General features: G+C 40.6%; 18 protein-coding genes. 2 read left to right on the top strand and 16 right to left on the bottom strand.

Translation table 11 applies throughout. From position 1 onward, the window contains the following. Nucleotides 1-242: 242 nt before the first annotated feature. The 7 genes from essA to NYE63_RS02180 form a co-directional block, all read right to left on the bottom strand. Nucleotides 243-725 carry a type VII secretion protein EssA gene (gene essA / locus NYE63_RS02210; protein WP_342603911.1) on the bottom strand — a complete coding sequence of 161 codons (483 nt, stop codon included), beginning with the start codon at nt 723-725 and terminating at the stop codon, nt 243-245. Further along, nucleotides 712-3,639, bottom strand: coding sequence for a type VII secretion protein EsaA (gene esaA, locus NYE63_RS02205; protein WP_342603910.1), 2,928 nt, complete (start codon nt 3,637-3,639; stop codon nt 712-714). The genes essA and esaA overlap by 14 nt, the downstream gene beginning before the upstream one ends. Then, nucleotides 3,632-8,110: a type VII secretion protein EssC gene (gene essC, locus NYE63_RS02200; protein WP_342603909.1), complete on the bottom strand. Its 4,479-nt coding sequence runs from the start codon at nt 8,108-8,110 to the stop codon at nt 3,632-3,634. Before essC ends, esaA begins: the two co-directional genes overlap by 8 nt. 30 nt (nt 8,111-8,140) lie before the next feature. Next, the gene (gene essB / locus NYE63_RS02195; RefSeq protein WP_342603908.1) at nt 8,141-9,487 is read right to left on the bottom strand and encodes a type VII secretion protein EssB; all 1,347 of its coding nucleotides are present in this window, start codon (nt 9,485-9,487) and stop codon (nt 8,141-8,143) included. Between the two features lie 71 nt (nt 9,488-9,558). After that, nucleotides 9,559-9,798, bottom strand: coding sequence for an EsaB/YukD family protein (locus NYE63_RS02190; RefSeq protein WP_342605665.1), 240 nt, complete (start codon nt 9,796-9,798; stop codon nt 9,559-9,561). A gap of 96 nt (nt 9,799-9,894) precedes the next feature. Beyond that, nucleotides 9,895-10,185 carry a WXG100 family type VII secretion target gene (locus NYE63_RS02185; protein ID WP_034306171.1) on the bottom strand — a complete coding sequence of 97 codons (291 nt, stop codon included), beginning with the start codon at nt 10,183-10,185 and terminating at the stop codon, nt 9,895-9,897. Between the two features lie 600 nt (nt 10,186-10,785). Beyond that, nucleotides 10,786-11,700: a nucleoside hydrolase gene (locus tag NYE63_RS02180; protein ID WP_342603907.1), complete on the bottom strand. Its 915-nt coding sequence runs from the start codon at nt 11,698-11,700 to the stop codon at nt 10,786-10,788. Between the two features lie 361 nt (nt 11,701-12,061). Here NYE63_RS02180 and NYE63_RS02175 point away from each other — a divergent pair, with 361 nt between their 5' ends. Next, nucleotides 12,062-12,244, top strand: a complete 183-nt coding sequence (locus NYE63_RS02175) for a hypothetical protein (RefSeq protein ID WP_342603906.1) — start codon at nt 12,062-12,064, stop codon at nt 12,242-12,244. A gap of 328 nt (nt 12,245-12,572) precedes the next feature. Further along, on the top strand, nt 12,573-12,698 hold the full coding sequence (locus NYE63_RS02170; protein ID WP_342603905.1) for a hypothetical protein: 126 nt from the start codon (nt 12,573-12,575) through the stop codon (nt 12,696-12,698). Nucleotides 12,699-13,286: 588 nt separating this feature from the next. Here NYE63_RS02170 and NYE63_RS02165 read toward each other — a convergent pair. The 9 genes from NYE63_RS02165 to NYE63_RS02125 form a co-directional block, all read right to left on the bottom strand. Then, nucleotides 13,287-14,282, bottom strand: a complete 996-nt coding sequence (locus NYE63_RS02165) for a D-cysteine desulfhydrase (protein WP_342603904.1) — start codon at nt 14,280-14,282, stop codon at nt 13,287-13,289. 94 nt (nt 14,283-14,376) lie between these two features. Further along, on the bottom strand, nt 14,377-14,754 hold the full coding sequence (locus NYE63_RS02160) for a RidA family protein (protein WP_342603903.1): 378 nt from the start codon (nt 14,752-14,754) through the stop codon (nt 14,377-14,379). A 92-nt stretch (nt 14,755-14,846) separates the two neighbouring features. Beyond that, the gene (locus NYE63_RS02155; RefSeq protein ID WP_342603902.1) at nt 14,847-16,325 is read right to left on the bottom strand and encodes an amino acid permease; all 1,479 of its coding nucleotides are present in this window, start codon (nt 16,323-16,325) and stop codon (nt 14,847-14,849) included. A 169-nt stretch (nt 16,326-16,494) separates the two neighbouring features. Continuing rightward, entirely contained in the window at nt 16,495-17,940 is a 1,446-nt protein-coding gene (locus NYE63_RS02150; RefSeq protein WP_342603901.1) for a sigma 54-interacting transcriptional regulator, read from the bottom strand. 63 nt (nt 17,941-18,003) lie between these two features. After that, nucleotides 18,004-19,179, bottom strand: a complete 1,176-nt coding sequence (locus tag NYE63_RS02145; RefSeq protein WP_342603900.1) for a MalY/PatB family protein — start codon at nt 19,177-19,179, stop codon at nt 18,004-18,006. A 240-nt stretch (nt 19,180-19,419) separates the two neighbouring features. Beyond that, nucleotides 19,420-20,832 carry an MBL fold metallo-hydrolase gene (locus NYE63_RS02140; RefSeq protein ID WP_342603899.1) on the bottom strand — a complete coding sequence of 471 codons (1,413 nt, stop codon included), beginning with the start codon at nt 20,830-20,832 and terminating at the stop codon, nt 19,420-19,422. Between the two features lie 62 nt (nt 20,833-20,894). After that, nucleotides 20,895-22,094 (bottom strand): FAD/NAD(P)-binding oxidoreductase, encoded by a 1,200-nt coding sequence (locus NYE63_RS02135; RefSeq protein WP_342605664.1) that lies wholly within the window; start codon nt 22,092-22,094, stop codon nt 20,895-20,897. 672 nt (nt 22,095-22,766) lie between these two features. Further along, nucleotides 22,767-24,494, bottom strand: coding sequence for a glycine betaine ABC transporter substrate-binding protein (locus tag NYE63_RS02130; RefSeq protein ID WP_342603898.1), 1,728 nt, complete (start codon nt 24,492-24,494; stop codon nt 22,767-22,769). A gap of 4 nt (nt 24,495-24,498) precedes the next feature. Beyond that, nucleotides 24,499-25,704, bottom strand: a complete 1,206-nt coding sequence (locus NYE63_RS02125; protein ID WP_342603897.1) for a glycine betaine/L-proline ABC transporter ATP-binding protein — start codon at nt 25,702-25,704, stop codon at nt 24,499-24,501. Nucleotides 25,705-25,939: the final 235 nt, after the last annotated feature.

Raw genomic sequence — 25,939 nt, 5'->3', positions numbered from 1 at the left:
GTCTTTAGGGCAATGAAGCCACGCCCTTTTGATCTGTATATTCTTAAGTAAACTTCTTTTCTGTCTTGTTTATGCTAAAATGATTGCAATCCACTCATAAGATATAAGAGGTACTGATCATGTATAAAAAATTCTTTATTTTGATATTCGCAGCTGCCCTTCTTTTAGGGCTTATTAAAACCGTTCTGGATATGTAGCAAAAACAGCCCGATTCCTGACTTATGCCAGGAATCGGGCTGTTTTCATTTTCGTTTAACCTCTCCATTCAGCTTCCCCATTTTCGGAATGAGGATAAAAAACAAACAAACGACCAAAAGTGCCAAAACGATGCCGAGCAATATCGTCAAGTCAAAATTAAGGGAAGGCTCTGTTTCTTCTTCGCTTCTCGTTCGAATGCTGGCCTCCGAGAATAATCCAAGCTGTTCTGATTTTGAAGCGATGGTATTATTTTGATTCTCCGTTACCGGAGACAGAAACAGTGAGTCCTTCACCGAGTCAATGACATCATATTTCCCTCTTTCAAAAGTAAGGTCCTTTTGTTCTTCAGGCAGTTCCCGCTTCTGTTCCAACAATCCTTCTTCATGGAAATACTCCGTTTGAATATCAATATCCTTTTCTTGATATTCATTGGGCTCCACCATGGGTTCCTCTTCCGCCCCGCCATGAGGTGCATGGCTAAAAAACAGGATAAGCAAGACAGGCATTACGTATTTATTCCACTTCATGGGCCATTGCTCTTCTTTCTGTAAGACGCTTCACTATATATGGAATGATCGTTGCGATAAGCGTCAGCACAATCAAGATGATACTAGCCGGAATGAATGCCGACTGATCACCGAATTGAATGGACATGTATACGTCTGCAACCGGGTGATCTACATTGAAATTAGGCATGATTAAATCCAATAATGGAATGGTAAAGAAACTGATCAAACCAATCACCAGGATAGCACCGACAAACGGCCCAATCGAGAAGGCAAGTCGGGTAAACGCTGAACAGAAGAATAAAAGCAGGACGGTGAAAGCGGTCCATTTAATCTCCTGCATATCTCCCAGTGGATAGATCTTCAAACCATACATGCTAATGATTAAACCTACGATCAGATTCAATAAGGTAAACAAGGCCGCATGGACCATCATTGGAATGGTTTCATAATGATGCAGGAAGAAACCGATCAATAACCCAGAAATGAGTATGATCACCAACATGACAATCGGTGGGATATTAACCTTTTCCTGATGAAGGACTTCCCCGCTGATTTGTACGGGATTCGCTAAATATTCGTACACATACCCGTTCTGCTGATCATCGACTAGTGTGTTATTCAAGACACTATATACGTCCGTCTTGATTTTTACGGTTGAGTCTACATTTTGGGACCAATTATCATTTAGCTGATCGGCCCTTTCCTGTACTGACCCCACTTTCGCTTGCAGGTCTGCTGTATCCTTCGTGACCGTGTCCTGTCGTTCCGCTACAGAATTGACAAGGTCGGAAATGAAGCCGACAGTTGTTGCCGTATTGTCTTGAAGTGATACAAACATTTCTCCATCAAGGTTAACTGCCGGTTCGGCCTCCATTTCAGGAACTTCCATATGATCTGACAAATTGGCAGACACTTCTTGAGCCTTCCCGGTAATTGCCGCTAATTCAGCTAAAGTAGCTTTCTGACCCGTTGCAACGTTAGCATCATATTCTTTCATATAACCCATAATGGAATCTGAGAACATCCCGAAGTTCTCATTGACTCCCGCTAAACTGGCTTTAACGAGTTTCGCTTCTTCATCTACGTTTCCGGAAACCCCATTTTTCAGGTTTTCTAATTCTTTTATATTGGCTGCAAATACCTTATCTACATTTGCTTCCGTGACTCTATCAGCCAATTCACCATAAGATGAAAGTGAACCGTAATAGGCAAGGAGGGTAGTGGAATCCCGATTGGTGATAGGATTTTCAAAGGCCTTCACCAGCACTGCTCGCCTTTCTCCCCCCACTTTTTCAAGAAGTGACTGTTCGAGAGTCTTGATTTCTGCGATCGCCTCATCGATTGTCATACTCTGGATTTCCTGTAATTTTTGAATATCTTCCTGTGACTTTTTCCATTGGTCACCTAAGTCCTTATAATTCGTACCGAGTTCATTATAATCAGCTTGTAATTGTGTAAACTGCGCCAGCAGATCATTATATGAATCTACCAGTGTATTAAACTCCGTTATCACTTGATTATAATTTCCCGTTCTGCCGTTTACCGTTCCGCTGAGATTATTGATTTCCGCTTGAAGCTCTGCTGTAAGAATATTGATTTGTTCAGCAGCTCCTTCACTTCCTTCTGCCGGCACCAAACTTTCAAGTGCCGTGTTGATCCCGTTGATTTGATCCAGTAGTACCTGCAGCGACAGTTCATCAATCGGGTCCTTCTTTTCAGGTGCAGCAACCGATTCACCTTTTCCCGTTTCCGTTTCAATATCTTCTATAGGCGTCGTTCCATCATCAATAACCTCCCCCTCGCCAGAGCTGCTTGCAAGATTTCCTCTTTGCACAAGCAAGGTGGACTGAAGGTTATCAAGACCCGCCTCTTCCGATTGTTTAAATTGCTCAATTGAGCTTTGTTGATCTTGGGTGATTTTCGTAATTTGTTCTACTTGTTTGTCTTTCATGCTTGTTGAAAATTGTTCCAATTCATTACTGCTGGAATCGAGTTTCTCCTGCATGATTCCAATATTCTCACTAATGCCTTGATCATTAAGGCTGTATTTCGTATTCATCCCTTGCTGAATTTCTGGTATAGATTGGTTCCCCTCATTCAGCACCTTGTCATAGGATTGAACACTCTCCCTGACAAGCTGCTGATTTTGGACTGAAGTCTTCTCAAAAAGGATACTTTGAGCTTTTTGATATTCCTCAAAAGATACTACATCTTGTACAAAGGAAGCCATTTGAGTCTTAGTGTTTCCTATTTCATCCATTGTTTCATTACTCGTTTTCCCTGCATCCTTAGTCTGGGCAAAGACTCCTTCAAGCATGTCTTTATGCTGCTTGATTTCGCCAGCAAGGCTTTCCGAGCTTGGAGTATAAAACTCATACATCGTGTTTTGAAAAGCGATTTCTTTAGCAAGGACATTATCGAACTTCTTACGGATGTCCTCGACTGATTGGGAAACATAGCTCCAATACTGTGTTGAAATATGCTTATTCATTTTGCTCTTTGTCTTCTCTAATTCCTTCTGTACCTTTTCCATGTTCTCTGCATTCAAACTAGGCTGTACCTTGTATTTTATCCCCGCCTTGACAGGCTGTTCATCATCGAAGGTATAAATATTCTTTGAAAAATCGGATGGAAAATATATAACTGCATCATACTTTTCATTTGCAAGTCCACTTTCCGCCGTACTTCTATTAACCACAAACCACTCATATTCAGAATCCTTGTCCAATGTAGTAACAAGCTCTGAGCCCACGTAAATGGGATTATTGTTAAATTCAGTGCCATTATCTTCATTTACAATGGCGATTTCACGAGAAGCCGTTTCTGTCTTTTTCATTGGATTTTGGCCAATATAAGAAAAAAACAAAATTGGCAGCGCTAAGATCACCAGTATTTTACCGATTAATAGCATCGGTTTTATTTTTTCAGACACTCTCTTGCACTCTCCTTCTTTCTTCACTTAGTGGAATTTGGACTTTACTCTCCTGGCCATTCAGAACAAAATACCCGTAACCCGGCAGTATTTCTTCTTCTTTTCTGGAATAGGAGAGCGTATACAAGCTTTGGTCCGATTTTTTAAGAAGCAAAACAGCCTGTCTGACTTGTTTCAGTTCGGTTGTCAACGAATCATACCCCTTGGTGAAGTCGTTGGCATTTCCAGCGACAATCAGACTAAACCCAAGATGGCTGTACTGTTTCATCAAACCGCTGATCCTATCCTGGATCCTGCCGTCTATCGTTTGTTGGATCCTTGAAATGCTATCTACGACAAACATGATCCGTGGGAATTCCAGTTGCTTCATTGGTTTCATTTCCAATGCCTCTAGATAACTTCGTTCACGTTCTTCAAATATTTCAGTGATATGATCGAGCCATTCGGTTATCTGATCTTTTGTTTCCACATAGCTCACCTTCTCCTCTAAAGCATAAGAAGATAGACCACGATCAACTCCGTCAAATAAACCAATTTCCCCAATTGTCTGTGTAAGCAACGATTCCAAGAGCACTTTAAGGACATTCGTTTTCCCTTTACGTGACTGTCCTACGACAAGCAGGAATGGATTGGAATTCAACTCCAGGAAAACAGGTGCAACGCTTTCCTCTGAAAGCCCAATTGGAAGGGAATCCTTCTTAATGGCTTGTGAGCAGTAACTCTTGAAGCTGCTGGAATCAAGACGTGTCGGTAACATCGGAATCGCCGGCGGTTTAGCCATTTCCTTATAGTTAACCTTATGTACTGCAACGGCTTGTTTCATTTCTTCCAAAACGGCTATATCATCCGCTCCATCGGCTGGTAAATAAACCTGCGTGAGATAGGTTTGGTCCTTTTTCACCAACGCTCTACCAGGAACAGGTTCATTTTCATAAGGGGTTCTCCCCAAAACTGAATATTGTTCCGAACTGTCCATTAAGTAATGGACGACCTTCGTCTTAAGACTATTCATTAACGGCTGGCGAATCGCATTGATTCTCGTTGCCGTTAAAATCATGAATATTCCAAGTGATTGTCCATCACGTGCAAACTGAACGAATTGCGCTTCCTGGTCCTGCAACTCATCCTTCACTAAGTCAAAATTGTCGACCACGATATAAATAATCGGCAATTCATCTTCCACTAATGCATTATAAAGCTTTATGTTACTAAGCTCCTTTTCTGAAAAAAGCTGCTTACGCCTTTCCATTTCCGCCTTCATGAATAACATGAATTTTTCAATTTTCCTTAACTCATCGAACCTAAAGTATTCCCCAGTATGAGGCAGCTGGCGCATTGGCAGTAAAGCGCTATTTCCGAAATCGAAAATATAATAATGCAGTTCTTCAGGACTGAATTGATCTGCAAAACTAAAGAGAAGTGTCAAAACGGTAGTTGACTTGCCGTATCCGGAAGAACCAAAAACCCCGACATTCCCGTCTTCAATCCAGTTATAGACATAATTTGTCTGGCTCTGAAATTCGGGCTCATCCTTCATTCCCAGGTGAAATTGATTCCTCGTCAGGCTTCTTTCAGTGTTTCTCGATAAACGATCTGAAAGAGGCGGCAGCCATGGGCTTGCCAACTTCTTAATCTCCATTTCTTCCTGTGTCGCCACAATTCGATCCGCCACAGCTTCAATTTCACTAATCTTTTCTTTCCTCTTATTAGTGATCTGTTCCGATACATTTGAGATTTGAACCAGACCGAGGTCTGTAACAAGTGCCACTTCATCCTCAGATCCAACCGTATCCTCTAAATATGGTGCACCGCTCCACGCAGACTGGAACAATTCATAAACCTCGTTATTTCCTACCTGCAAATATCCTCGTCCGGTGACAGTAATATTTGCCGCATCGCTATTTTTAAGAATTTCCTTACTATCATTGGCATCCTGCACTTTCAAGGAAATTTTAAAACGTGCATTACTCCAAATCTGGTTATCAATTACACCGCCTGGCTTTTGTGTAGCAAGAATTAAATGAACTCCCAAGCTCCGTCCAATTCGAGCCGTACTCACTAATTCGCGAATGAAATCTGGTTCTTCGTTTTTAAGTTCCGCAAACTCATCTGATATCAAAAATAAGTGCGGTAACGGTTCATCCGCTTTGCCTTCTTTGTATAAATCCGTGTAATCGTTGATATGATTGACTTCGTATCGATCAAACATGCGCTGGCGTTTCTTCAATTCGCTATTGATGGAGGCTAGTGCCCTGGCACTGAAGTTCTTGCTTCCCTCAATATTCGTAATGACTCCTAGCAGATGCGGAATCTGCCTGAATGGCTGTGCCATTCCCCCACCTTTATAATCAATGAGCAAAAAGGCAACTTCATGTGGATGATAATGAACGGCTAATGATAGGATGTAGGTTTGCAGTAATTCACTTTTCCCCGATCCTGTCGTTCCAGCAACCAATCCATGGGGGCCATGCGCCTTTTCATGCAAGTTCAATTCAACCCTATCCGTTTTCCCTTTCAATCCAATGGGAACTGCCAAGGATTTGGAAGACTGATTGGTCCGCCAGTTTTGGCTGATAGGCAGATCTTCCACTTCACGGGCTTTCAATAATTCCAGAAATGATACCGTTTCTGGTATGGAATTGTTCATGCCTTTTTGATGATCTAGCGAACGCAGCGTACGTGCATATCGCTCATTTCCTTCTTTTGAATATGCATCAAGTTTAAAAGGAGTATGAACAGCCTTCGTTTGCTGGATGAGAATTTCACCTTCAAGATCATTTATATACTTCACAAGCGTATGAACATTTTCAGTCAAACTCTCTTTTGCATCTGCTGCAAAAATCGTCGAGATACCTAAATCGTCTGTTTTACCTTCTAAATATTCCAATATGACATGCTCCGCAATTAAATTACGATCCGTGACAATAAAGACAAAGTGGGGAGTGAATTTCACTTTCCCTTTGTTTTCATCCAAATCTCTTTCCCTCAATAGCTGATAAATCGAGGTCAGTAGCTGGTCACGTGATTGCTCATTATATATAAAGCCTTTTGCATATGCATGCGGCAATTGAAAATGAGGGAGCCATTTCATCCATTCCCATTCTTGGTAATCCTTTTCCGGAAAAATGGCCACAAATCGAACATCATGATAACTATGAAAAAAGGCCAGTTGCCCAATCAGTTGTTGCAGCTCCCGTTTAACAATCGATTCCTTTCCGACCAGTCCCATCGATCCGTTTGATAAATCGATGAATAACGGAAGATCATCCAGGTTTTTGTATACATCCACAAGTTCCTGTGACTGCTCAAGTAAGTCATCTATATCCCGATTGGACATATCGCTACTATTTACCGACACCTGATAACTTGAGGGTATGGTCGCCGTTCCGATCTTAAAGTGCAGAGAGTCTTCACTATCCAAAGTCCGCTCCCATATACGGTCGCTAATACTATCAGTTAAATGCTTCATCCTTTCAAAGGAAGGGTAATGATAGAACAGCACATTCTTTTGTTTTTCAGACAGCTCTTGCAGTTCTTCCCTCTTCTGCTCTAAATACCTGGTATATACACGTTGACGTTTTTCTTCTCTGAATTTTTGCTTCTTTTTGTCTTTAAAGTATTGTACCGTCGAGGTAACTAAAGTCGTTGTGAACATCACAATCGATATGATGATGAAAATTCCCCGAGGCTGAATCATCGTGATGACTCCCATGACAATTAGCATCATTAAGGGAGGCATAAGGATTAGCCATAACCCTCTATTATTATCTTCCGATTCCTGGCTCGGAAAAGATATCGTCACTTTCTCATCCGGCAATTCGTAGATCATCCTTGGTGTCCGGCGATATTGTGGATAGTTTTTTTTCATTTCAGAGATTGGCTTCTTCATTTTAGATAAAGAAGTTTCATAACTCTCGGCACTATGAATCATCAATAAGTCGCCTTCAATCAACCTCAGCGCCATATTAGGCCAGCAAATCAGATCACCATTTTGAATGGGAACAGCCTTCGTTACCCTTTCACCATTCAGGTAAATCCTGTTTTCCTTTGGCATGAGATACCACTGCCCTTTATGAAGCACAAAGGAAAAGCCATTGCCGGAAACTGGTCCTTCTTTACGGAAAGTCGCACCCACCTTGGCCGATAAAGTGATTTCTTTCAAGTTGCCTATATAATAGAGGCTTTCTTCCAATTCCCCTGCCGTGTAAAAAATCTCGACCGTTTCTTCTCCTTCATGAAAGGTGAAGCTTTGGAATAGCTTTACATCGCCAAGTTTCTTGTCCTCTCTAAAAACCCCATATCCATCAAGTCCCTCATGTTTTTCCAGCTTGATAGGACCATGTTCAAAGGGAATGGAATAAACGGTGATCGTATCCTGTTTTGATGGCCCAATCGTAATTGGACCGTTATGATCATCCTTGATCGTATAGGATTGGTAGGTTTCCTTAGAATAAATCCATAATAAACTCATTAAATCTCACCTCCGCAAAAGGCCCATTGCTCACTCTTTGCTTTTCTCTTTTTCTTCAGATGATTTATTGGAGGAATCCTTACTGTCCTCTTTCCCGCCAGAAGCAGCTTCGTTTTCCGCTTCTTCTTCTTTTACTGCAGGTTTTGCTTCCGCTGCGCCTTTATCCTCTATATTGGACTCTGTTGCAGCAGGGTTCTGATCTTGCTGTTCCTCCAATTGCTTTTTCAATTCCTTTAGTTCCTTTTCATATTCGGACAACTCAGTATCGATTTCTTTAATTTGCGTTTCCTTTTCTTCCCCAGAAAGGTTATCGTCCAACTTGATTTGTTCTTTCTGATTCAACAGACCATATGTAATTAATTCGCGATCCTCCATGATTCTCGCCAAATCGATCGCGTCCTCGTTCATGCCCCTGCCTATATAGATCCAATATAGGAGATACTGGCTATCGGTCTGCAATGTGATTGCATTTTCTACATTTTTCCTAGCTACTCCCTCCAACGGTTCATAAGTGACGTAGGATTTCGCCAGTTCATATTGAACGACATACGGCATATTTTTCGGATCGTAGTTTTCCAACCGGTCAATGACTTCACTATATTTTTGTTTTAAAAAGCTTTCACCGCTTTCTACATATGCATCCTGCTTAGGTTGGGAGAAGAATAGTGTGTAAATCGTAAACCAGAGCAGTGGCACTAGAACGATCACCGTACCCCAAAGTGTATAACGGCCCGTTTTCCATTTCTTTTCAGGGATATGCACAAATGCTTTTTCTTCCTTCTCTAAAGCATCTATCCGATTTTGAATGACCGTGGAAAGTTCATCCCAAGTCCCCGATGCCAATATACTTTGTGATTCGTTCGATAGTTTTAGTGTTTTATGGTAAAGCAAATACTCTTCGAATGTATACTGCCCATCCACAAGCGCAGAAATGGTTGCCTTCGTTTCTTTAAATAGCTCATCTTGATTATGCTCATAAGGAGGCAAACTGTCTTTTACGCCATAATGCAGGAAATATGGGGCCAAGCTTGAATCAAAAACGATATTTTCTGGACAGACGACTAGTTGCAGGCGACTCAATTCATGATTCCTGATTTTCTTCAAGATTTGATAAGACGATAACCATCTACTCAATGGATTTTTATCTTTAGCTTTGGAAAAAACAAAAAAAGAGGCTGGTGGATTTACTCTGATCTGCACCTCGTCCTCTGTCACTTCTATATGTTTCTGGAGAGCATCATCCGCTTCATGAATAAGCTGTAATTCCAGTGGGTCTTGCATCGTTAGTTTTGCCCGTTGGAAAACGAACGAATAACCCTTATCATCCTTCATCATTGCAGCTTCTGTTTTTTTCTCCAGATATGGTTTCTCATCCATTTTATGTAACTCCTTTACCCCTGCTAAAGGGCTTTAGACTTTTTTCCTATAAAGAGTCCGCACTTAATCCATTAGAGGATCTCAAGGCGGTCCCCCGTCGTAATTCCGCTATCAAGCAGGGTTTCATAACCTGAACATACGAACTCTTTATTCTGGACCCGCACCCAATAGCCTTCTTTAGGTGCACTGTCAATATCCTTTACCTGCCATATTATTTCCACAACCTTCTTGATGGAGCGGTAATTTGACACTTGCAAATCAAACACTTCCCCTGTATACCTGTTTAAATCGATCGTCAGTTGAATATATATGGAAACCACCTCTTTTAAAGCAAAAAAACACCACGATCTTCAAAAAGAGTCGCGGCGCTTTTTCCTAGAAAATTCTTTATCTCATTGACCTAATGATTATCCGCGAATTTGACTAGCAATCTGATTATCTGTGTCTTCAAGGATTTGAGCTGATTTATTCAATTGTTGAGAAACTTCATTCAACAAGCGAGCCATATCCATGAATGAAGGCTTTAATTCTTCGTACTGACCTACGAAAGCCTCACTGGAAGAACCTTCCCAAATACCAGTTAAATGATCTCTCATTCTATCTAAACGACCAATCATATCCGTTACTTGTTGGCTCTCATTATCATATTGTCTAGCTACATCTTTCAGTTCCGAAGGTGTTACGCGAATTTGTGACATAGAAAAATCCTCCTTTTATCTTATATATTACATTTTAATGGAACCATACATTTTCTGCCATATAAATAAGTGCAAAGTCGAAAAATGGGAAATTATGATTATGCAAAAAAACCTAAATATGGCATTATGAAAGTCTATGTACCTGTTTTCCCAAATCTTTAAACCCGCTTTTTAATTAATTTTTAACATTTTACTTTTTCATGGTAAAAAAAGTTCTTTATACCCAATATTCCTTAATCGTTATCCAATAATATGGTTTCCACCAAAATAATAGAGACTTTAGACTTTCTTTTCTAGAAATTAATCAAACGTTTGATTAAAGTCAGAAATTAAATCGTTTCCATACTGATCGTAAAAAAGGTCCTCCGTTCATTCGGACGTCCTTTTTTTTGAACAAAATATATTGTGGCCTGACTCCGCTTTTTTCGGCCTCCTACTTACTTCAGCTACAGCAGAATACGACATATAGCGAGAATCAATTTATCCAATAGAAACAGGCCATCTCTTCCCAAAGGTTTTTGGAAAAGTGATAGCCTTTATACCTTATACATGATTTCAATTACGTTGTTTAGTCAATGACCTTATCAAATGACCAAGTCCTCATATAACCCGTTCCAAGAAATGTTTCACAAACCGATCACTTTCCACATTCGTACAGACGCGGATCCTAGGTTCGCCAGCCTTTTGACCGATTGTCCTGCCTGTTTCTTCACCTTCGGTCACCACCTTGACGTTCATCCATTCTGTACTCACAAAACTGGAATCAATCGCAACCCCGACCGCAAGCGGATCGTGAAGGGCACAACCGCCTAAACCTGGATGGGAGTTTTCATATGCTTTCATATAATAATCGGTCATTTCCGCTAAAAATTTGGCGCTTTCCTTACCAGTGGCACGCCAATCATCAAGCTTCGATTTCAGTAGGTATGTTTGCAGTGTCACATCAAGCCCAACTAGGGTGATTGGCAGCCCTGAAGCAAATACCTGATCAGCTGCCTCAGGATCTGATATTATGTTCGCTTCAGCATAGGGCGTTACATTTCCTGGTACGTTTACGGCACCGCCCATAATAACGACCTCTTTTACCAAGGACATGATCGTTGGGGCTTTTTTAATCGCCAATGCGATGTTAGTCAGTGGACCCACTGCAATGACCGTAATTTCATGCGGTCGGCTTTTCACTTGATCGATAATGAAATCTACTGCATTTCCTTGTGAAGCTTTGATACTCGGTTCAAACTGAAGGGTATTTCCTAACCCGTCTTCCCCATGAACATGCTTGGGATATTTCTTCTTCCTTCCGCGCACCAAAGTTTGGTCAGCACCTTCAAAAACCGGAATGCGCCTATTTAATTTCTCCAAAACGGCAAGTGTATTGCGGGTCGATTCAACAACGGGTACGTTACCAAAGCAAGTGGTGAATCCGAGCAATTCCAATTCTGGGGAATTTAAAGCATACGCCATTGCCATGGCATCATCAATTCCAGTATCAACATCGAATATGATTGGTTTCAATATTTCCACACCTTCCAAAATCACTTTTCGAGAGCTCTTACAATGCCTCTCTTTTCTCTTTCTTATGTATCATGAAACACTGTTTTCCATCTGAATTTTAACATTCAACGATAGGCAGTTCCACAGAAAGTTAGGAATACTCATAATTCGCAAACAAATGACAATGCCCGCGGGTTCTTGCATCTACCAGTAAAAATAGTTGACCGCTCATAAATATCAATGATATAAAAAGTGGAAAGAAGAAGTTGTATCTTAGTAGTGACCTATTTCCTTTTCAACTTGTTCAAAGCTATTACGTCTACTCCATAGGTAGTTATGAATACATGCGGTACGAATTTATGATATCCAAGGTGGAAAAAGGATGAAAATGTTTAAGTTGATTGAAGATGATCCTTCTGCGTATAAGAAGGGAACAAAGTTCTTTTTAATATCACATTCAGAATTCATTGGTGTGAAAAGTTATGTATTACTGGCTGAAGATTTGAAAGGAAAGATCGAAGTAACGGAAGAGGAATTGAGAAGTAAGTTCGTTCCCATACATTGAATTTCAGTATTTATAAACCCCAGTGGCCCATTAAAACTGAAAAAACGAGGAAATTTCATTTTGACTGAATAAACTAATATGGGTCTTCGCCTAAGGGATTGTCTCTTACGCACCTGTTAAGGAAGGGAAGCTATGAATACTTATTTTTATTAATATGGAAAATCTTCAAACCGGACAGAATGGTCAAAAGAATTTTTAGATCGCCAAAAGATAAACCCATATCATCCCTTCTCATATTATTTATCCTTAGGTTCAAAAGAATAAATCTATTGCTGTAGGGTCTAGCGGTCCACTATTATGAGATGAACTTGTAAATGATTACAATTAGATGTTGATGACGGTTAATGGCCATTATTTTGGAATAGAACAGCAAGTTAAATACAAAGCAACAGGGAACGATGCCATTCTAATGCTTGTCATTTATCAATTATTGGATGAGACTTTTAGAATTTGATGAAAAGAAAAAAACAACTGTTTTTCCGTATGTAATCTCCATTTGTTGATAAAATGCCAAACAAAGAAAAAACGTATATCAATTATATATTTTTAACAGCTGAATATAATTTTCAAAAAAGGATATCTCACATATACTTTAAAAAGCCCCATTGGTTAAGCTGTAAGCCGCTTAGCCAAATGGAGCTTTTCTTTTGGAAGACGATGGGATTGAACCAGCGACTGAAAACTGAATATATGGAAGGAAAGGACATGTACATTATGGTGAATGTTTTCTTAAAAACCATGTTCTAATGAGCCGGAAATTTTCGTCCAGCTCATTTTTACCAATGAAAAATAATAAACCTTATTTAATAGTCCAATTACGAGATAATTTTCATCAGATTCTATCCCACAGCAGGAGAAAGCATTTTTCAAGTCTATTCCAAATCAGATGAAGTTCATTCATCAACTATTTGGTATGGCTGCATGAGACTGATTCTAAATACCTCTTTCAAATAAAGGCATCTTAGAACCAGAACCGGATATTTACTTGGCCTTCTATTTTATTTTTTTTTGATTCACACTATCGCCATATAATAATCAGATTTCAATAAAAGAGAGAAGTATTCGCGTATAGCGATGAAGCACCACCAGAGTGAACAAATAGGATGTTATCCTCCGGCTTAAAGGTGCCTTTTTGGATTAAATCAATGAGTCCCGCTGCCGCTTTACCCGTATATACCGGATCCAGCAAAATCCCTTCTGTTCTTGCCATTAGCTTGACTGCTTCCACCATTTCAGGTGTAGGCAGAGCATAACCCGGTCCGACATACTCATCAAAACACGTAACTGCCTCGCGAGGGATCTCATTTTGTATGCCGATGTGTGTTGTAGTTTCTCTAACAAGCTGAAAAACTTTCTCTTCTTGTTCAGCTTTTCCTCTGCTTACATTTATGCCAATTACTGATATTCCACTTTGGTTTCCTTGAAATCCTGCAACCAAACCAGCATGCATTCCCCCACTGCCGCTTACACAAATAACTGTTTTCAAATCAATGCCTTGCTCAAAGGACTGTGCTAAAATCTCCTGAGCGCATGCAACATATCCCGTTGCACCAATGACATTGGATCCCCCAACGGGAATGATGTAAGGTCGATGTCCTTTCTCTGTCACCTCTTTAGCCACTTTCTGCATTTCTTGCATTAAGTCCGATCCATTAGGTACAACTATAATTTGGTCAGCGCCCAATAAATGATAGAGAAAATAGTTACCGTTAAAATCCGGCTCTGACTCTTTTGAAAGGCCCTCTTCCAATACAAGGATGCATTTCATTTTCTCTTTAACGGCAGCAGCTAGTGTCAAGCGGCAATGATTTGATTGAATGCCTCCACATGTAATCAACGTATCCGCGCCTTTTTCCAACGCATCGGCAACAAGGAATTCCAGTTTTCTTGTTTTATTTCCCCCAGCCGTCAGACCAAGCATATCATCTCGTTTAACATAAATGGAAGGGCCTCCAAGAACTTCAGAAAAATGATGTAATTTCTCAATGGGTGTATCTGTTGGTGTATATCGCTGTCTAGGAAATTGTGCTAGATTCATATTAAAACTCCTCCGTATTCTCTGTTTAAGACTGGCCATATTTACATAAAAGAAAAGAGAATATCAATCTGACGTTCTCTTTTCAAGTATATAATTAAATAATAGCGAACGCTTCTATTTCAATAAAAGCATCTTTAGGTAAACGAGCAACTTCAATCGCACTTCTTGCCGGATAATTATCAGAAAAAAATTCTCCATATACATGATTCATCACGGCAAAGTGATTCATATCGTTTAAAAAAACCGTTGTTTTTATTACCTGCTGTAAGCTTGATCCCGCCGCTTCTAAAACCTTCTTAAGATTCTCCAATGACACCCTTGTTTGCTCCTCAATATTATCAGGCATTTCCCCAGTTTCAGGATCAATTGGGGGCTGCCCTGAAGTGTAAACTACATTTCCCACTTTAATACCTTGTGAATAAGGACCGATAGCCTTGGGGGCTTCTTTTGTTATGATTGTTTCTTTTATCATATAAACCACCTTTTTTTTTGTAATTCCGGTAAAACGGAATTGAATTTAATATTCCTCTGAATAAAACGCTTACATTACACAAGCCTTCCACCTTATTCTTTGCGCTCAAAGTCACACTCCATAAGAGGGACCACTTTTGTTTTCTTAATGATTTTATAACCAAACCAGAGAAGTAAGAAAATAGGAAGACCAATGTACGTGGCCATTATTTCCGCCCAGCCAATTTGATGTCCGAAAAAAAGAGTCTGTCCAAGAATGAAAACCACAAAAAATAACAGCGTGATAACCGGGCCCAGTGGGTACCATTTGGCTTTAAACGGCAATTCATTTAGATCTCGACCTTGGGCTATATATGCCTTACGGAAGCGGTAATGACTAGCGGCAATCCCGAACCATTTAATAAATCCGGTAAGGGCTGAAGCGTTTACCAGCCAAATAAAAACGGAACCATTTCCAAAAAGGGAAGCTAAAAAAGAGACTAGTCCTATAATTGCTGTTGTACAGAGGGCCAACATGGGAATGCCCTTCCGGTTAAGGCGTGCAAAGATTCGTGGTGCCTTTCCTTCTTTTGCTAGAGCCCATAGCATGCGTGAAGAAGCATACATTGCTGAATTTGCTGCTGATAATACAGATGTAAGAAGCACGGCATTCATTACAGAAGCGGCAAATGCCAATCCAGCTTTCTGAAGAACAAGTGTAAAGGGGCTGATAGATACGTTTTCAACGCCGGATTTAAGCAGGTTTGGATCTGTATAAGGGATAATCAAACCGATAACAAAAATCGTCATTACGTAGAAAATAAGGATTCGCCAGAAGATTGACCTAATCGCTTTCGGTACGTTTTTCGATGGATTTTCGGTTTCACCGGCAGCCGTCGCAATCACCTCAGTTCCCTGGAACGAAAAGCCGGCGATGAGCACTACACTAAAGATAGATATAAGCCCGCCATGGAAAGGAGCATCCCCTTGGGTAAAGTTACTGAATCCGACCTCATGTCCTCCCATAATTCCAAAAATCATGGCAACCCCTATAACGAGAAACACGATGATCGAGATGACCTTAATACCAGCAAACCAGTATTCACTTTCCCCATATGCCTTGACTGATAAAATATTTAAGAGTATCAACAAACCCAGAAATAATGCGCTCCACAAGATAGAAGGTGCGTCTGGAAACCAATACTTCATAATAAGAGTAGAGGCCACCAAATCTGCAGGAACCGTTATCGCGGTCGTATACCAATAGTTCCAACCTAACGCAAAGCCTAACGCAGGATCAATATACTTTGAGGCATAGATGTCAAAGGCCCCTGGGACCGGTAAGAAGGCCGATAGCTCTCCTAAACTATTCATGACAAAATAGACCATGATACCGACCAGAATGAATGCAGCAAGCGCTCCTCCCGGCCCCGCAGTGCTAATCGTCGATCCGCTGGATACAAACAATCCAGTTCCAATAGCTCCACCAATAGCCATCATCGTTAAATGTCTGGATTTAAGCTTCCTTTGTAATGATGCTTTTGGATTTCGCTCTTCTAGGGTGTTGCTTATCTCTGCTTCTAATTTCCCCATAGTGTATCCCCCTGTTTACTCATAGTTCAAATAAAATTGGCATGCAGGCTCATCTTACTGTTCTTTTGAAAAATCTCTTTATTGATGGAATACTTTTATAATTTTCGGTCAATTCAGCCGAGAAAATGCTATAAGCACTCTCCCGCATTCTTGAGTGAAATAGATGAAGTTAACATAATTTATACTTTTCCAGCTTGCGATAAAGAGTAGACAGGCTGATCTTTAGTTCCCGGGCAATTTGTTCTTTATCATCTCGATATTTTTCAGCCAGGAAAAAGCTCTGGATTATGTCTTTTTCATATTCTGAAATCATTTGTTCTAAACTTAAGCCACTACACTCAACAGATAGAGGATCCTGTTGAAAGAGATAGTCAGGTAAATCATGGAAGCCCGCAATATCTGATTCGGCCATATTGACCATATATTCTACAGCGTTTTCCAACTGCCGTATATTCCCCGGCCAATCATAGCGTATGAGCCATCGCTCCAGCATGGGGTCAAGTCTCAATGGGTACCTTTGCATGTTCTTACAATGTTTATTCATGAAATGTTCGAGATACAAAGCAATATCATCACGCCGCTCTTTCAATGGTTTGGTATGGAGAGGGAGGACATTGAGACGATAATATAAATCCTCCCGAAAAGTGCCGTTTCGCACCATTTCCTCCAGGTTTCGGTGAGTGGCTGCAATCACCCGTACATTAATCTCGATTGCTTTTTTTCCTCCGATTCTTTCAATCTCTCTTTCTTGTAAAACCCGTAATAACTTTGGCTGCAAGAAAAGCGGCATATCTCCAATTTCATCAAGAAAAATGGTTCCGTTGTGCGCTAATTCGAATTTTCCCATTTTCCCATTCCGACTTGAGCCGGTAAATGATCCGCCCTCATAACCAAACAACTCACTTTCCAACAAGCTCTCAGGTATGGCAGCGCAATTAACTGCTACAAATGAATGCATCCGGCGCTTGCTTTCAAAATGAATCGCTTTGGCTAATAATTCCTTCCCTGTACCGCTATCTCCCCTAATCAGGACAGTGGATGGGCTGTTTATAATCCGTCTTGCTTTTTTAACAACATCTTGAAGCCCGGAATCTTTACCAAGAATGTTTTCAAAAGTAATAGATTTCGGGGGGATCGGGATATCTTCTTGAATTTTGCAACCCGGTTCTTTACCAGGATCCAGCATTGCTAATTTATTGACTAACAATGTACTAACATTGCGTAAAAACTGTATCAGATTCTCTGATTCTATAATCATTTTCTCCTTTTGTTCATGGGAAAAACCAATCATGCCGATGACGCCAACTGGTTTGTCTTGCTTTACAATAGGAAACCCGATGGTCGCGAGTTCTTTGCATTGATTTACGAATTTACAACTCCTACACTGCGACTCATCTCTTTTCACATCGTAAACCACTCCAGGCTCCCCTGTTTCCAATATCATTCTGAAAAAGGAGCCTTCCGGAGCAGTTTTGCCAATGAGATCTTTATAGTAGCCGGTTCCGCTAATGCGAACGCCCTTTTCATCAAGCACGGTTATATCCAGACCAAGGATTCCTGCTGTGTTCTCAGCGTAATCTTGAATAAACTGCTGTATGCCGATAAAGCCTGCCATATTATCCTCCTCTGCTATAGCGCTATATGAAATAATAAAATAATTTTATTATAAAATAAATTTCTACGCTTTGCACAAAGAGGAAACAGCTTTTTCTATGCCACCCAAGGCATTTTTCAACATCGAACGCGGGCAAGCGATATTAAGTCGCATAAACCCTTTTCCTTCCATACCGAAAATGTGCCCTTCATTCATCGCAACCCTTGCTCGGCGCAACATAAATTGATCCATTTCTTCAACTCCCAATTCCCGGCAATCAAGCCATACAAGGTATGAGCCTTCAGGCTGAATGACTTTGATTTGCGGGATGTTTTTGCTGAAGTAACTCAGAGTGAACTCCAAATTCCCCTGCAAATATTCAAGGAGCTGATCCAGCCATTCTTCTCCGTGTCGATATGCAGCCTCTAACGCAACAACGCCAAATATGTTCGGCGAACCAATGGATAATGCATTAAGTTCTCGATCATACCTTTCACGCAACTGCTGGTTTGGAATAATGATACTTGACGTCTGTACACCCATCAGGTTAAAAGTTTTGCTTGGCGCAATGCAGGTAAGAGAATGATTCGCAAACTCTTCTGAAATAGAGGCAAAAGGAATGTGTGTATGTGTCTTATAAACAAAGTCAAAATGAATTTCATCTGCCACAACGAGAATGTTATGCTTCATACAAATCTGTCCCAATCTCGTCAATTCTTCTCTGCTCCATACCCTTCCGATTGGGTTATGAGGACTACACAGAATCAACATTTTTACCGTTGAATCTATCTTTGCCTCTAGATCATCGAAATCTATGGAATAACTCCCATTTTCAAGCTTAAGCGGGTTGTTTACGATTTCACGGCCGTTCGCTTGGATCACACGGGCAAAATGATGGTATACAGGCGGTTGGATAATAATTTTGTCCCCTGTCTGCGTGAAGGACTGAATCGCCAACGATAGGGCTGGAATCACACCTGGGCTGTGGGTAATCCATTCTTTCTCAACGGACCATCGATGTCTTCTTTTTAGCCAACCAACAATGGATTCCATATACGAGTCAGGCCTAAGCATGTAGCCATATACACCGTGCTCCACACGTTGTTTTAATGCTTCAATGACAGGTTGTGGAGACTGAAAATCCATATCGGCCACCCACATCGGAATAACATCCTTTACGCCAAAATGATTTTCAAGATCATCCCACTTTTCGCAGGCTGTACCCTGTCGACGGATTTCTTGGTCAAAATTATATTTCATCGAGTATCTCTCCTTCTCATGTTTGCTTGTGTATCCTGCCTTTTATATAAGCAATTGTCATGCCAACTCATTTCTCTTATAAATTCTCCTTATTTCATAGAATATCTTGTTTGAATTCCCTAGTGACGCGGTCTTTTTTTAAACCCAATCACCCCAAAATCATAATCACGTTTGCAATCTTAGGAAATATTTTCGCATGGATGATAAAATTAAGAGATTTTCATTAAGATCTGCGGTGGGTTACAACTTCTTCTGTTTTCTCCATTCCTCATAACCGCCTACAAGGCTTTGTACTTCTTTAAAACCATGAACTTGTAAAAGGCTTGCAGCGATGGCTGATCTTCCTCCTGTTTTGCAATAAACCAAAATTGGTTTATCATGTGGAAGTTTATGTGCTTGTTCTTGTAAATGACCAAGCATGACATGATTAGCCTGTGGAATATGGCCTTCCTTCCATTCGCCCATGCTTCGGACATCAAGCACATATATGCTTTCTGTTTGAATTGCGTCATCTATCTTATCCATAGTCAATTCTTCATATTTCATAACACGTGAATCAGATTCGCCAGCGTGCTCAATGATATATGGTTCCATTGTTGCAATAACGCGATCCAATCCAATGGACTGGAGATCTTTTACAATATCTGCAACATCTGCATCGCTTGCTAGAAGGTATATTGGCAAGTCATAATCCAAGAGCCATCCCGCCCACGTTACAAATGATTTGTTATATGGGATATTAATTACGCCTCGTATATGCTTGGTGGCAAATTCACAGGCTGGACGCGTATCTAAGACAATTCCCTGTTCCGTCCATTCCTGCACAATATCTATTGAATCCTCCATTGTAAGTGGTGCTGCTATACTTCGAATTTGCTGCGATCCCTCTTTATTCAACCGCTTCATCATTGAAAAATAAGGGGGTGCCTCCGGCTGTCCAGCCAACAGCGCTTCTATAAAGCGATCCTCATTATTATATTGCAGTGCCCAATTTGTCCGTTTTTCATAGCCGATAGTTGATGACGGGATTGCACCTAGCGCTTTTCCACAAGCACTGCCCGCTCCATGCCCCGGCCATACTTGCAGATAGTCAGGAAGGTTTTTAAACTGCTGTAAAGACCGATACATCATGCGTGCCATTTTTTCCGAAGACCCGTGCACCCCTGCGGCTTTTTCTAATAAGTCGGGACGCCCCACATCACCGACAAATACAAAATCCCCAGTAAATATGCCGAGTGGATCCTTGGTAGATGCACCCCCATCTGTTATAAGCAGTGATATATGTTCAGGTGTGTGTCCTGGTGTATGTACCACCTCAAAATTGATATTACCAATGGCAAAGATATCTCCATTTCTTAGAAAGCAGTGTTCATACCCAGTTGCGTACTCATATTTCCAGTCCGCCCCTCCTTCATCAGACAAATACAATGTGGCCCCAAGCCTTGAAGCCAGCTCTTGTGAACCAGACAAATAGTCTGCGTGGATGTGTGTTTCCGTTGCACCCACAATCTGCATGCCATGTGTTCTTGCCGTTTTTAAGTAAGATTCAATATTACGTGACGGATCAACAATGATCGCTTCGCCAGTAGCTTGACATCCCACAAGATATGAAGCTTGAGCCAGTTTCTCATCATAAAAATACTTGAGTAGCATAAATCATCCTCCTTTTAAGGGACTTGCTTATTTTTGTTTTGTTATGGCTATCAGAAATGTTATTACATCATACCTTTAAGCATCCCGTTCCAATACATAATGGGAAGCAAGTTTTTCTTCAATACATACATACTGAACCTCTCACGGGATTGATCGATAGGAAAGGTTTCTTGTGGCTGTAAATCATAATTGAATTCAGCCAGTATTAGCCGCCCGTATCCAGTAACAAGTGGACATGATGTATAGCCGTCATATTTATGAACCATTTGTTTGGCACGCATCCGATGAAGTAAATTTTGCACAAGCACGGGCGCTTGTTTCCGAATTGCAGCCCCTGTTTTTGACGTAGGCAAGTTTGTGCAATCCCCTATGCCAAATATATTGTCAAAGTGTTCATGCTGCAGCGTATATTTATCTACATTCAGCCAACCATTACTAGCTGCGAGGGAACTATTCTTGATAAAATCAGGGGGGCTCATCGGCGGTACCACATGTATCATGTCATAATGCATATTCACGCGCTCTTTTGTGTTAAGGTTTTCAAATGTCGCTCGTTTCTTGTCACCATCAATTTCAATTAGATGATGCATAAAACATGTCGTGATTTCTTTTCGTTCAATTATTTTATTTAGTGCCTGTTCATATTTTTTCACATTGAATATGGATGGGTTCCCTGAAACAAAAATAACCTCAGATTGCTGGCGAACTCCTGATTTTCTGAAATAGTCTTCTGCCAAATACATAATTTTTTGAGGAGCTCCACCGCATTTTACCGGCGTGTTCGGATTTGTAAAAATGGAAGTCCCCCCCTTGAAGTTTCTGATCGCCTCCCAAGTGCTATCAACATAATCATAAGAGTAATTACTACATACCCCATTCTTTCCAATACTCTCTTTTAAACCTTTGATTTCATGCCAGTTAATTTGAATCCCTGCAGCGACAACTAGATATTCGTAGTGCAGTTTCTTTCCGGATGCTGTTACAACAACGTTTTCATCTGGCTGAAATGTGGTAACCGCATCCTGTACCCACACGGCTCCGTTCGGAATAACGGATGCTTCCTCCCTTTGTGTCACGATTTTGTCAGCTTCGCCAGCTCCTACAAGCGTCCATAATGGCTGATAATAATGTTTCGTCGCAGGTTCAATGATGGCAATCTTTCCGCTCAGAGTGCGTGATTCCCGCAAGAGACGAGCTGCGACCGTAATTCCGGCACTGCCACCTCCTACAATCAAAATTTTGTATTGTGTTTCATTCTTCATCTTTGCCATTCTAAGCACCTCATTTCCATTTTATAAAGTGGCTCACCAATCTAAATGCTTCAGCATGAATGATTAGGATGTAAATGGCTACCAACTTTTACTCACCATTTTATACAGCAAAAAACATGCCAACTTATTTCTCCTGTAAAACGGCTTGGTTTACACACCCCACACTTTATAAATTCTCAATTTTGCTACCATTCTTATTAAAAAGACTTTCTCATCAGGCTTGAAGCCTTCTTAGGAATAGGAACTATTTTTGCACCTGTAATAAAATCAACTTGTATAAAATGGTTCTTTAACATATCGGTTAACAAGAATTTTTATTTCCGGCTTCGTTTATCTGAAATAGGATCATAAACAATGGTAATGTGTTACTTCTGATGAAAGAAAAAAATCGCCCTCAATTTATTTAGGCGATTTAACGTTACTGGTATTATAGAATTTAAAACTGGATGTATACTGTCGTGCTTTAAACCAAATCGCTCACGAAGCTGACGATATGACTAACCCTCATCCAACATCAAACGATTGACTTCTCATATTAATTCTTTGGCCCTTTTTTGCCATAGAAAAATCCCCTCCCAGGTTAAACTGTTAAGAACATTTTTATCATGCTCTCTTTTTCCTCAGTCTACCTGTAGGGGATAATACAAAATTGCCTCGTTTTTCTTATTTTAAGTCTTCAATCGAATCAACATCGACGTAATCCGGTACGACCAGACCAAGCTTTGTTCCTTTTAAGTTGGGTCCAAGGTCAACCATATCAGCTTTATACTTATTATAGTATTCAAGATGTGTTCCTGGGAGCCATGCAGCCACCATTGCGTCCGCACTTCCGTTTGCTACACCAGCAAACATTGGCCCCACTTCAACCTGACTCAATGTTACATCATAGCCATTCTGCTCCAGTACCTTGCCAATCACATTTGTACTGGCAATTTCAGTGTCCCAAGCAACATAAACCAGTTTGATTTTTTCACCATTTCCTGATTCAGCACCTTTGGTCCATTCGGATACTTTGTCCTGATTTTCCTTTATCCATTTTTCTGCTGCTTCTGAAGGAGACATACCTTCAGTAACTTTGACCATTACATCTTCCATATCTTTAGTATCCCAGAAGAATTGATCAAGAATTTTATAAGCGCCGGGGGCATCTTGTTCGAGGCCTTTTCTGGCAATCGAATTAATATTTTCAGCCTTACCGAAGGATTCATTCGGGTCTTCGAGATATTTCAAGTCATATTTCGAGAACATCCAATGCGGTGACCATCCTGTAACGACGATTGGTTCTTTTTTATCAATTGCTTTTTTCAATTCTGCAACCATCGCTGCCGATGACCCTTCAACCACTTTCCAATCATCCAGCTTATAATCATCTATAGCCGTTTTAGTCAACTTCATTATTCCTGCTCCAGGTTCAATTCCGATGATTTCATAATTGGCTTTGGCAGCAAGACTGTTTTCATCCCCGTTTACAGCTTTTTCTTTTGTAAAAATACCGAATAATGCAGTACCCACAACAAGTAAAGCCAATATTATAAAAATGATTTTCCTGCTAACGAGATTTTCGTATGCTGGTTTACGAAGATTTTGCGTGATACGATCGAGAATGATTGCAATGATTACGATGGATAATCCTGCTTCAAATCCTTGCCCCACATTTATTTGGCTGACAGCCCGGTAGACATCCGCCCCAAGTCCGGGTGCTCCAACCAATGAGGCTGTAACAACCATGGATAGTGCCAACATGATACTTTGGTTGACTCCTGCCATAATAGTTGGAGTAGCCAATGGTATTTGTACCTTGAATAGCTTTTGGCTGGTGGTTGAACCAAAAGCATCCGATGCCTCGATCAAATCATTAGGCACTTCCTGAATCCCAAGATTGGTCATTCGGATTGTCGGTGCGATAGCGAAAATGAATGACGCAATAATCCCCGGTACTACCCCTATTCCAAAGAATAAGATCGAAGGAATCAAATAAACGAATGCGGGCATCGTTTGCATGAAGTCCAAGATCGGGGTAACGATCTTACGCACCGTGTTATTTTGGGCACACCATATTCCAATCGGTATCCCGATCACTATCGTTAAGACTCCTGACAAAATAACGATCGCCAGTGTTTGGATGCTTGATTCCCAATAACCAAGATTATCGATCAATAGTAAGCTGACGAATGTAAATATTCCCAATGGCCATCTGCTTGTATAGGTAACCAGAAGGGTCAGGACTATAATTAAAACGATTGAAGGTCCTGCACTCATTACATCGACCAGGATATTCAATAGACCCTCGATTACATTTGTTATAAATGTAAATAATCCAGCAAATACAATAGTTATCCAATCCACTAAAGAATCGACCCATGCTCCTAGTGGGATTTTCGGCATATTCATTGAATTATTCACTCTCCATTTCATTCAAGGAATCTTTATTTCCTGCCAAAGCACCGATAACGGCACCGCGAAGAAGAATTCCTTTAATTCTTTTCTGATCATCGATGACTGAGATTGGCAAGCTCGAAGTTGCCATCACATCCATGAGGTTTCCAAGTAATTCATCCTCTTTTACAGTCGGGATATCAGTTGACATCACTTCAGAAATCGATTGGTTATTGCTCATTGCCTGACGAGCCTGTTCAGCAGTCACGGCCCCCAATAACTTCTGCTTTCTATCCACAACAAAAATGCTGGAATACCCTTGTTTACGCATGATTTCCAAGGCAACCCTCGGACCTCTGTCCACCGCGATCTTCTCTGGGCGTATCATCACGTGAGATGCTGTCAATACTTTTGATAGATCAACATCTTCCACAAACTTCTCGACGAATTCATTGGCTGGATTCATCATGATTTGTTCAGGGGTTCCCAATTGAATTACACTTCCATCTTTCATAAGGGCAATTCTATCCCCGATTCTTAATGCTTCATCAAGATCATGGGTAATGAAAATGATCGTTTTTTTGTACTGATCTTGGATTTGAATCAGTTCATCCTGCATATCCTTACGAATCAATGGATCAAGGGCACTGAAGGCTTCATCCATCAATAGGATATCCGTATCACTTGCTAGTGCACGGGCTAACCCAACCCTTTGCTGCATTCCACCGCTAAGCTGTGATGGCAGCTGATTTTCGTAGCCTTTCAATCCAACGGCCTCAAGAGCCTTCATAGCATTTTCATGACGTTTTACTGGATCCACTTTTTGAATTTCGAGCCCAAATTCAGCGTTTTCCAATATCGTTTTATGCGGAAATAAAGCAAAGTTCTGAAATACCATGCTTATTTTCTTTTGTCTGACTTCCCTTAACCTGGCAGCGTTCATCTTCACGATATCTTCATCATCAATTAAGATTTCACCCAAAGTGGGGTCGATCAAACGATTGAACATGCGGATCAAAGTGGATTTCCCGCTTCCTGATAGGCCCATGATGACAAAAATCTCGCCGGGATAAATCTCGAAATTAACATTATTCACTCCGACCGTTTGTCCCGTTTCTTTCAAGATTTCTTTTTTCGATTTGCCTTGCTTCAATAAGTCTGTTGCTGCTTTTGGAGATTTGCCAAAAATTTTCGAGACATTTCTGACTTCTACATACGGCTTCATCAAGTCACCTCATTCTAATAGTTGCCCATATGATATTCAGTTTTGCTGAATTCCCCCATTTTATGCGAGTGATGATTATTAATGCACAAGTATCTTTAAATAACCGAAATTAACAAAGCTATTCTACCCCATTACTTTTCCTTCAAAAAAAAGCGGAAGTGACACTTATTCAGTGGCTCAGGGCATAACGTGCATAAAAAAATAATCTATATTTATTATTCCCAAGAAGTAATTC

It is taken from the genome of Peribacillus sp. FSL E2-0159 (assembly GCF_038643155.1).
In the GTDB taxonomy this organism is placed as follows: domain Bacteria; phylum Bacillota; class Bacilli; order Bacillales; family DSM-1321; genus Peribacillus; species Peribacillus simplex.
The sequence above is the reverse complement of the archived record's forward strand: the minus strand, read 5'-3'. Positions and strand labels throughout refer to the sequence as shown.

What these genes read in the sequence shown, in the direction of transcription:
- NYE63_RS02185 (WP_034306171.1), bottom strand. Translation starts at nt 10,185, where the DNA reads ATGTCACAAATTCGCGTAACACCTTCGGAACTGAAAGATGTAGCTAGA.
- NYE63_RS02170 (WP_342603905.1), top strand. Translation starts at nt 12,573, where the DNA reads ATGTTGATGACGGTTAATGGCCATTATTTTGGAATAGAACAGCAAGTT.
- NYE63_RS02140 (WP_342603899.1), bottom strand. Translation starts at nt 20,832, where the DNA reads ATGCTACTCAAGTATTTTTATGATGAGAAACTGGCTCAAGCTTCATAT.
- essB (WP_342603908.1), bottom strand. Translation starts at nt 9,487, where the DNA reads ATGGATGAGAAACCATATCTGGAGAAAAAAACAGAAGCTGCAATGATG.
- NYE63_RS02165 (WP_342603904.1), bottom strand. Translation starts at nt 14,282, where the DNA reads ATGAATCTAGCACAATTTCCTAGACAGCGATATACACCAACAGATACA.
- NYE63_RS02150 (WP_342603901.1), bottom strand. Translation starts at nt 17,940, where the DNA reads ATGGCAGGCTTTATCGGCATACAGCAGTTTATTCAAGATTACGCTGAG.
- essC (WP_342603909.1), bottom strand. Translation starts at nt 8,110, where the DNA reads ATGAGTTTATTATGGATTTATTCTAAGGAAACCTACCAATCCTATACG.
- NYE63_RS02145 (WP_342603900.1), bottom strand. Translation starts at nt 19,179, where the DNA reads ATGAAATATAATTTTGACCAAGAAATCCGTCGACAGGGTACAGCCTGC.
- NYE63_RS02135 (WP_342605664.1), bottom strand. Translation starts at nt 22,094, where the DNA reads ATGAAGAATGAAACACAATACAAAATTTTGATTGTAGGAGGTGGCAGT.
- NYE63_RS02130 (WP_342603898.1), bottom strand. Translation starts at nt 24,494, where the DNA reads ATGAATATGCCGAAAATCCCACTAGGAGCATGGGTCGATTCTTTAGTG.
- NYE63_RS02160 (WP_342603903.1), bottom strand. Translation starts at nt 14,754, where the DNA reads ATGATAAAAGAAACAATCATAACAAAAGAAGCCCCCAAGGCTATCGGT.
- NYE63_RS02175 (WP_342603906.1), top strand. Translation starts at nt 12,062, where the DNA reads ATGAAAATGTTTAAGTTGATTGAAGATGATCCTTCTGCGTATAAGAAG.
- NYE63_RS02125 (WP_342603897.1), bottom strand. Translation starts at nt 25,704, where the DNA reads ATGAAGCCGTATGTAGAAGTCAGAAATGTCTCGAAAATTTTTGGCAAA.
- NYE63_RS02155 (WP_342603902.1), bottom strand. Translation starts at nt 16,325, where the DNA reads ATGGGGAAATTAGAAGCAGAGATAAGCAACACCCTAGAAGAGCGAAAT.
- essA (WP_342603911.1), bottom strand. Translation starts at nt 725, where the DNA reads ATGAAGTGGAATAAATACGTAATGCCTGTCTTGCTTATCCTGTTTTTT.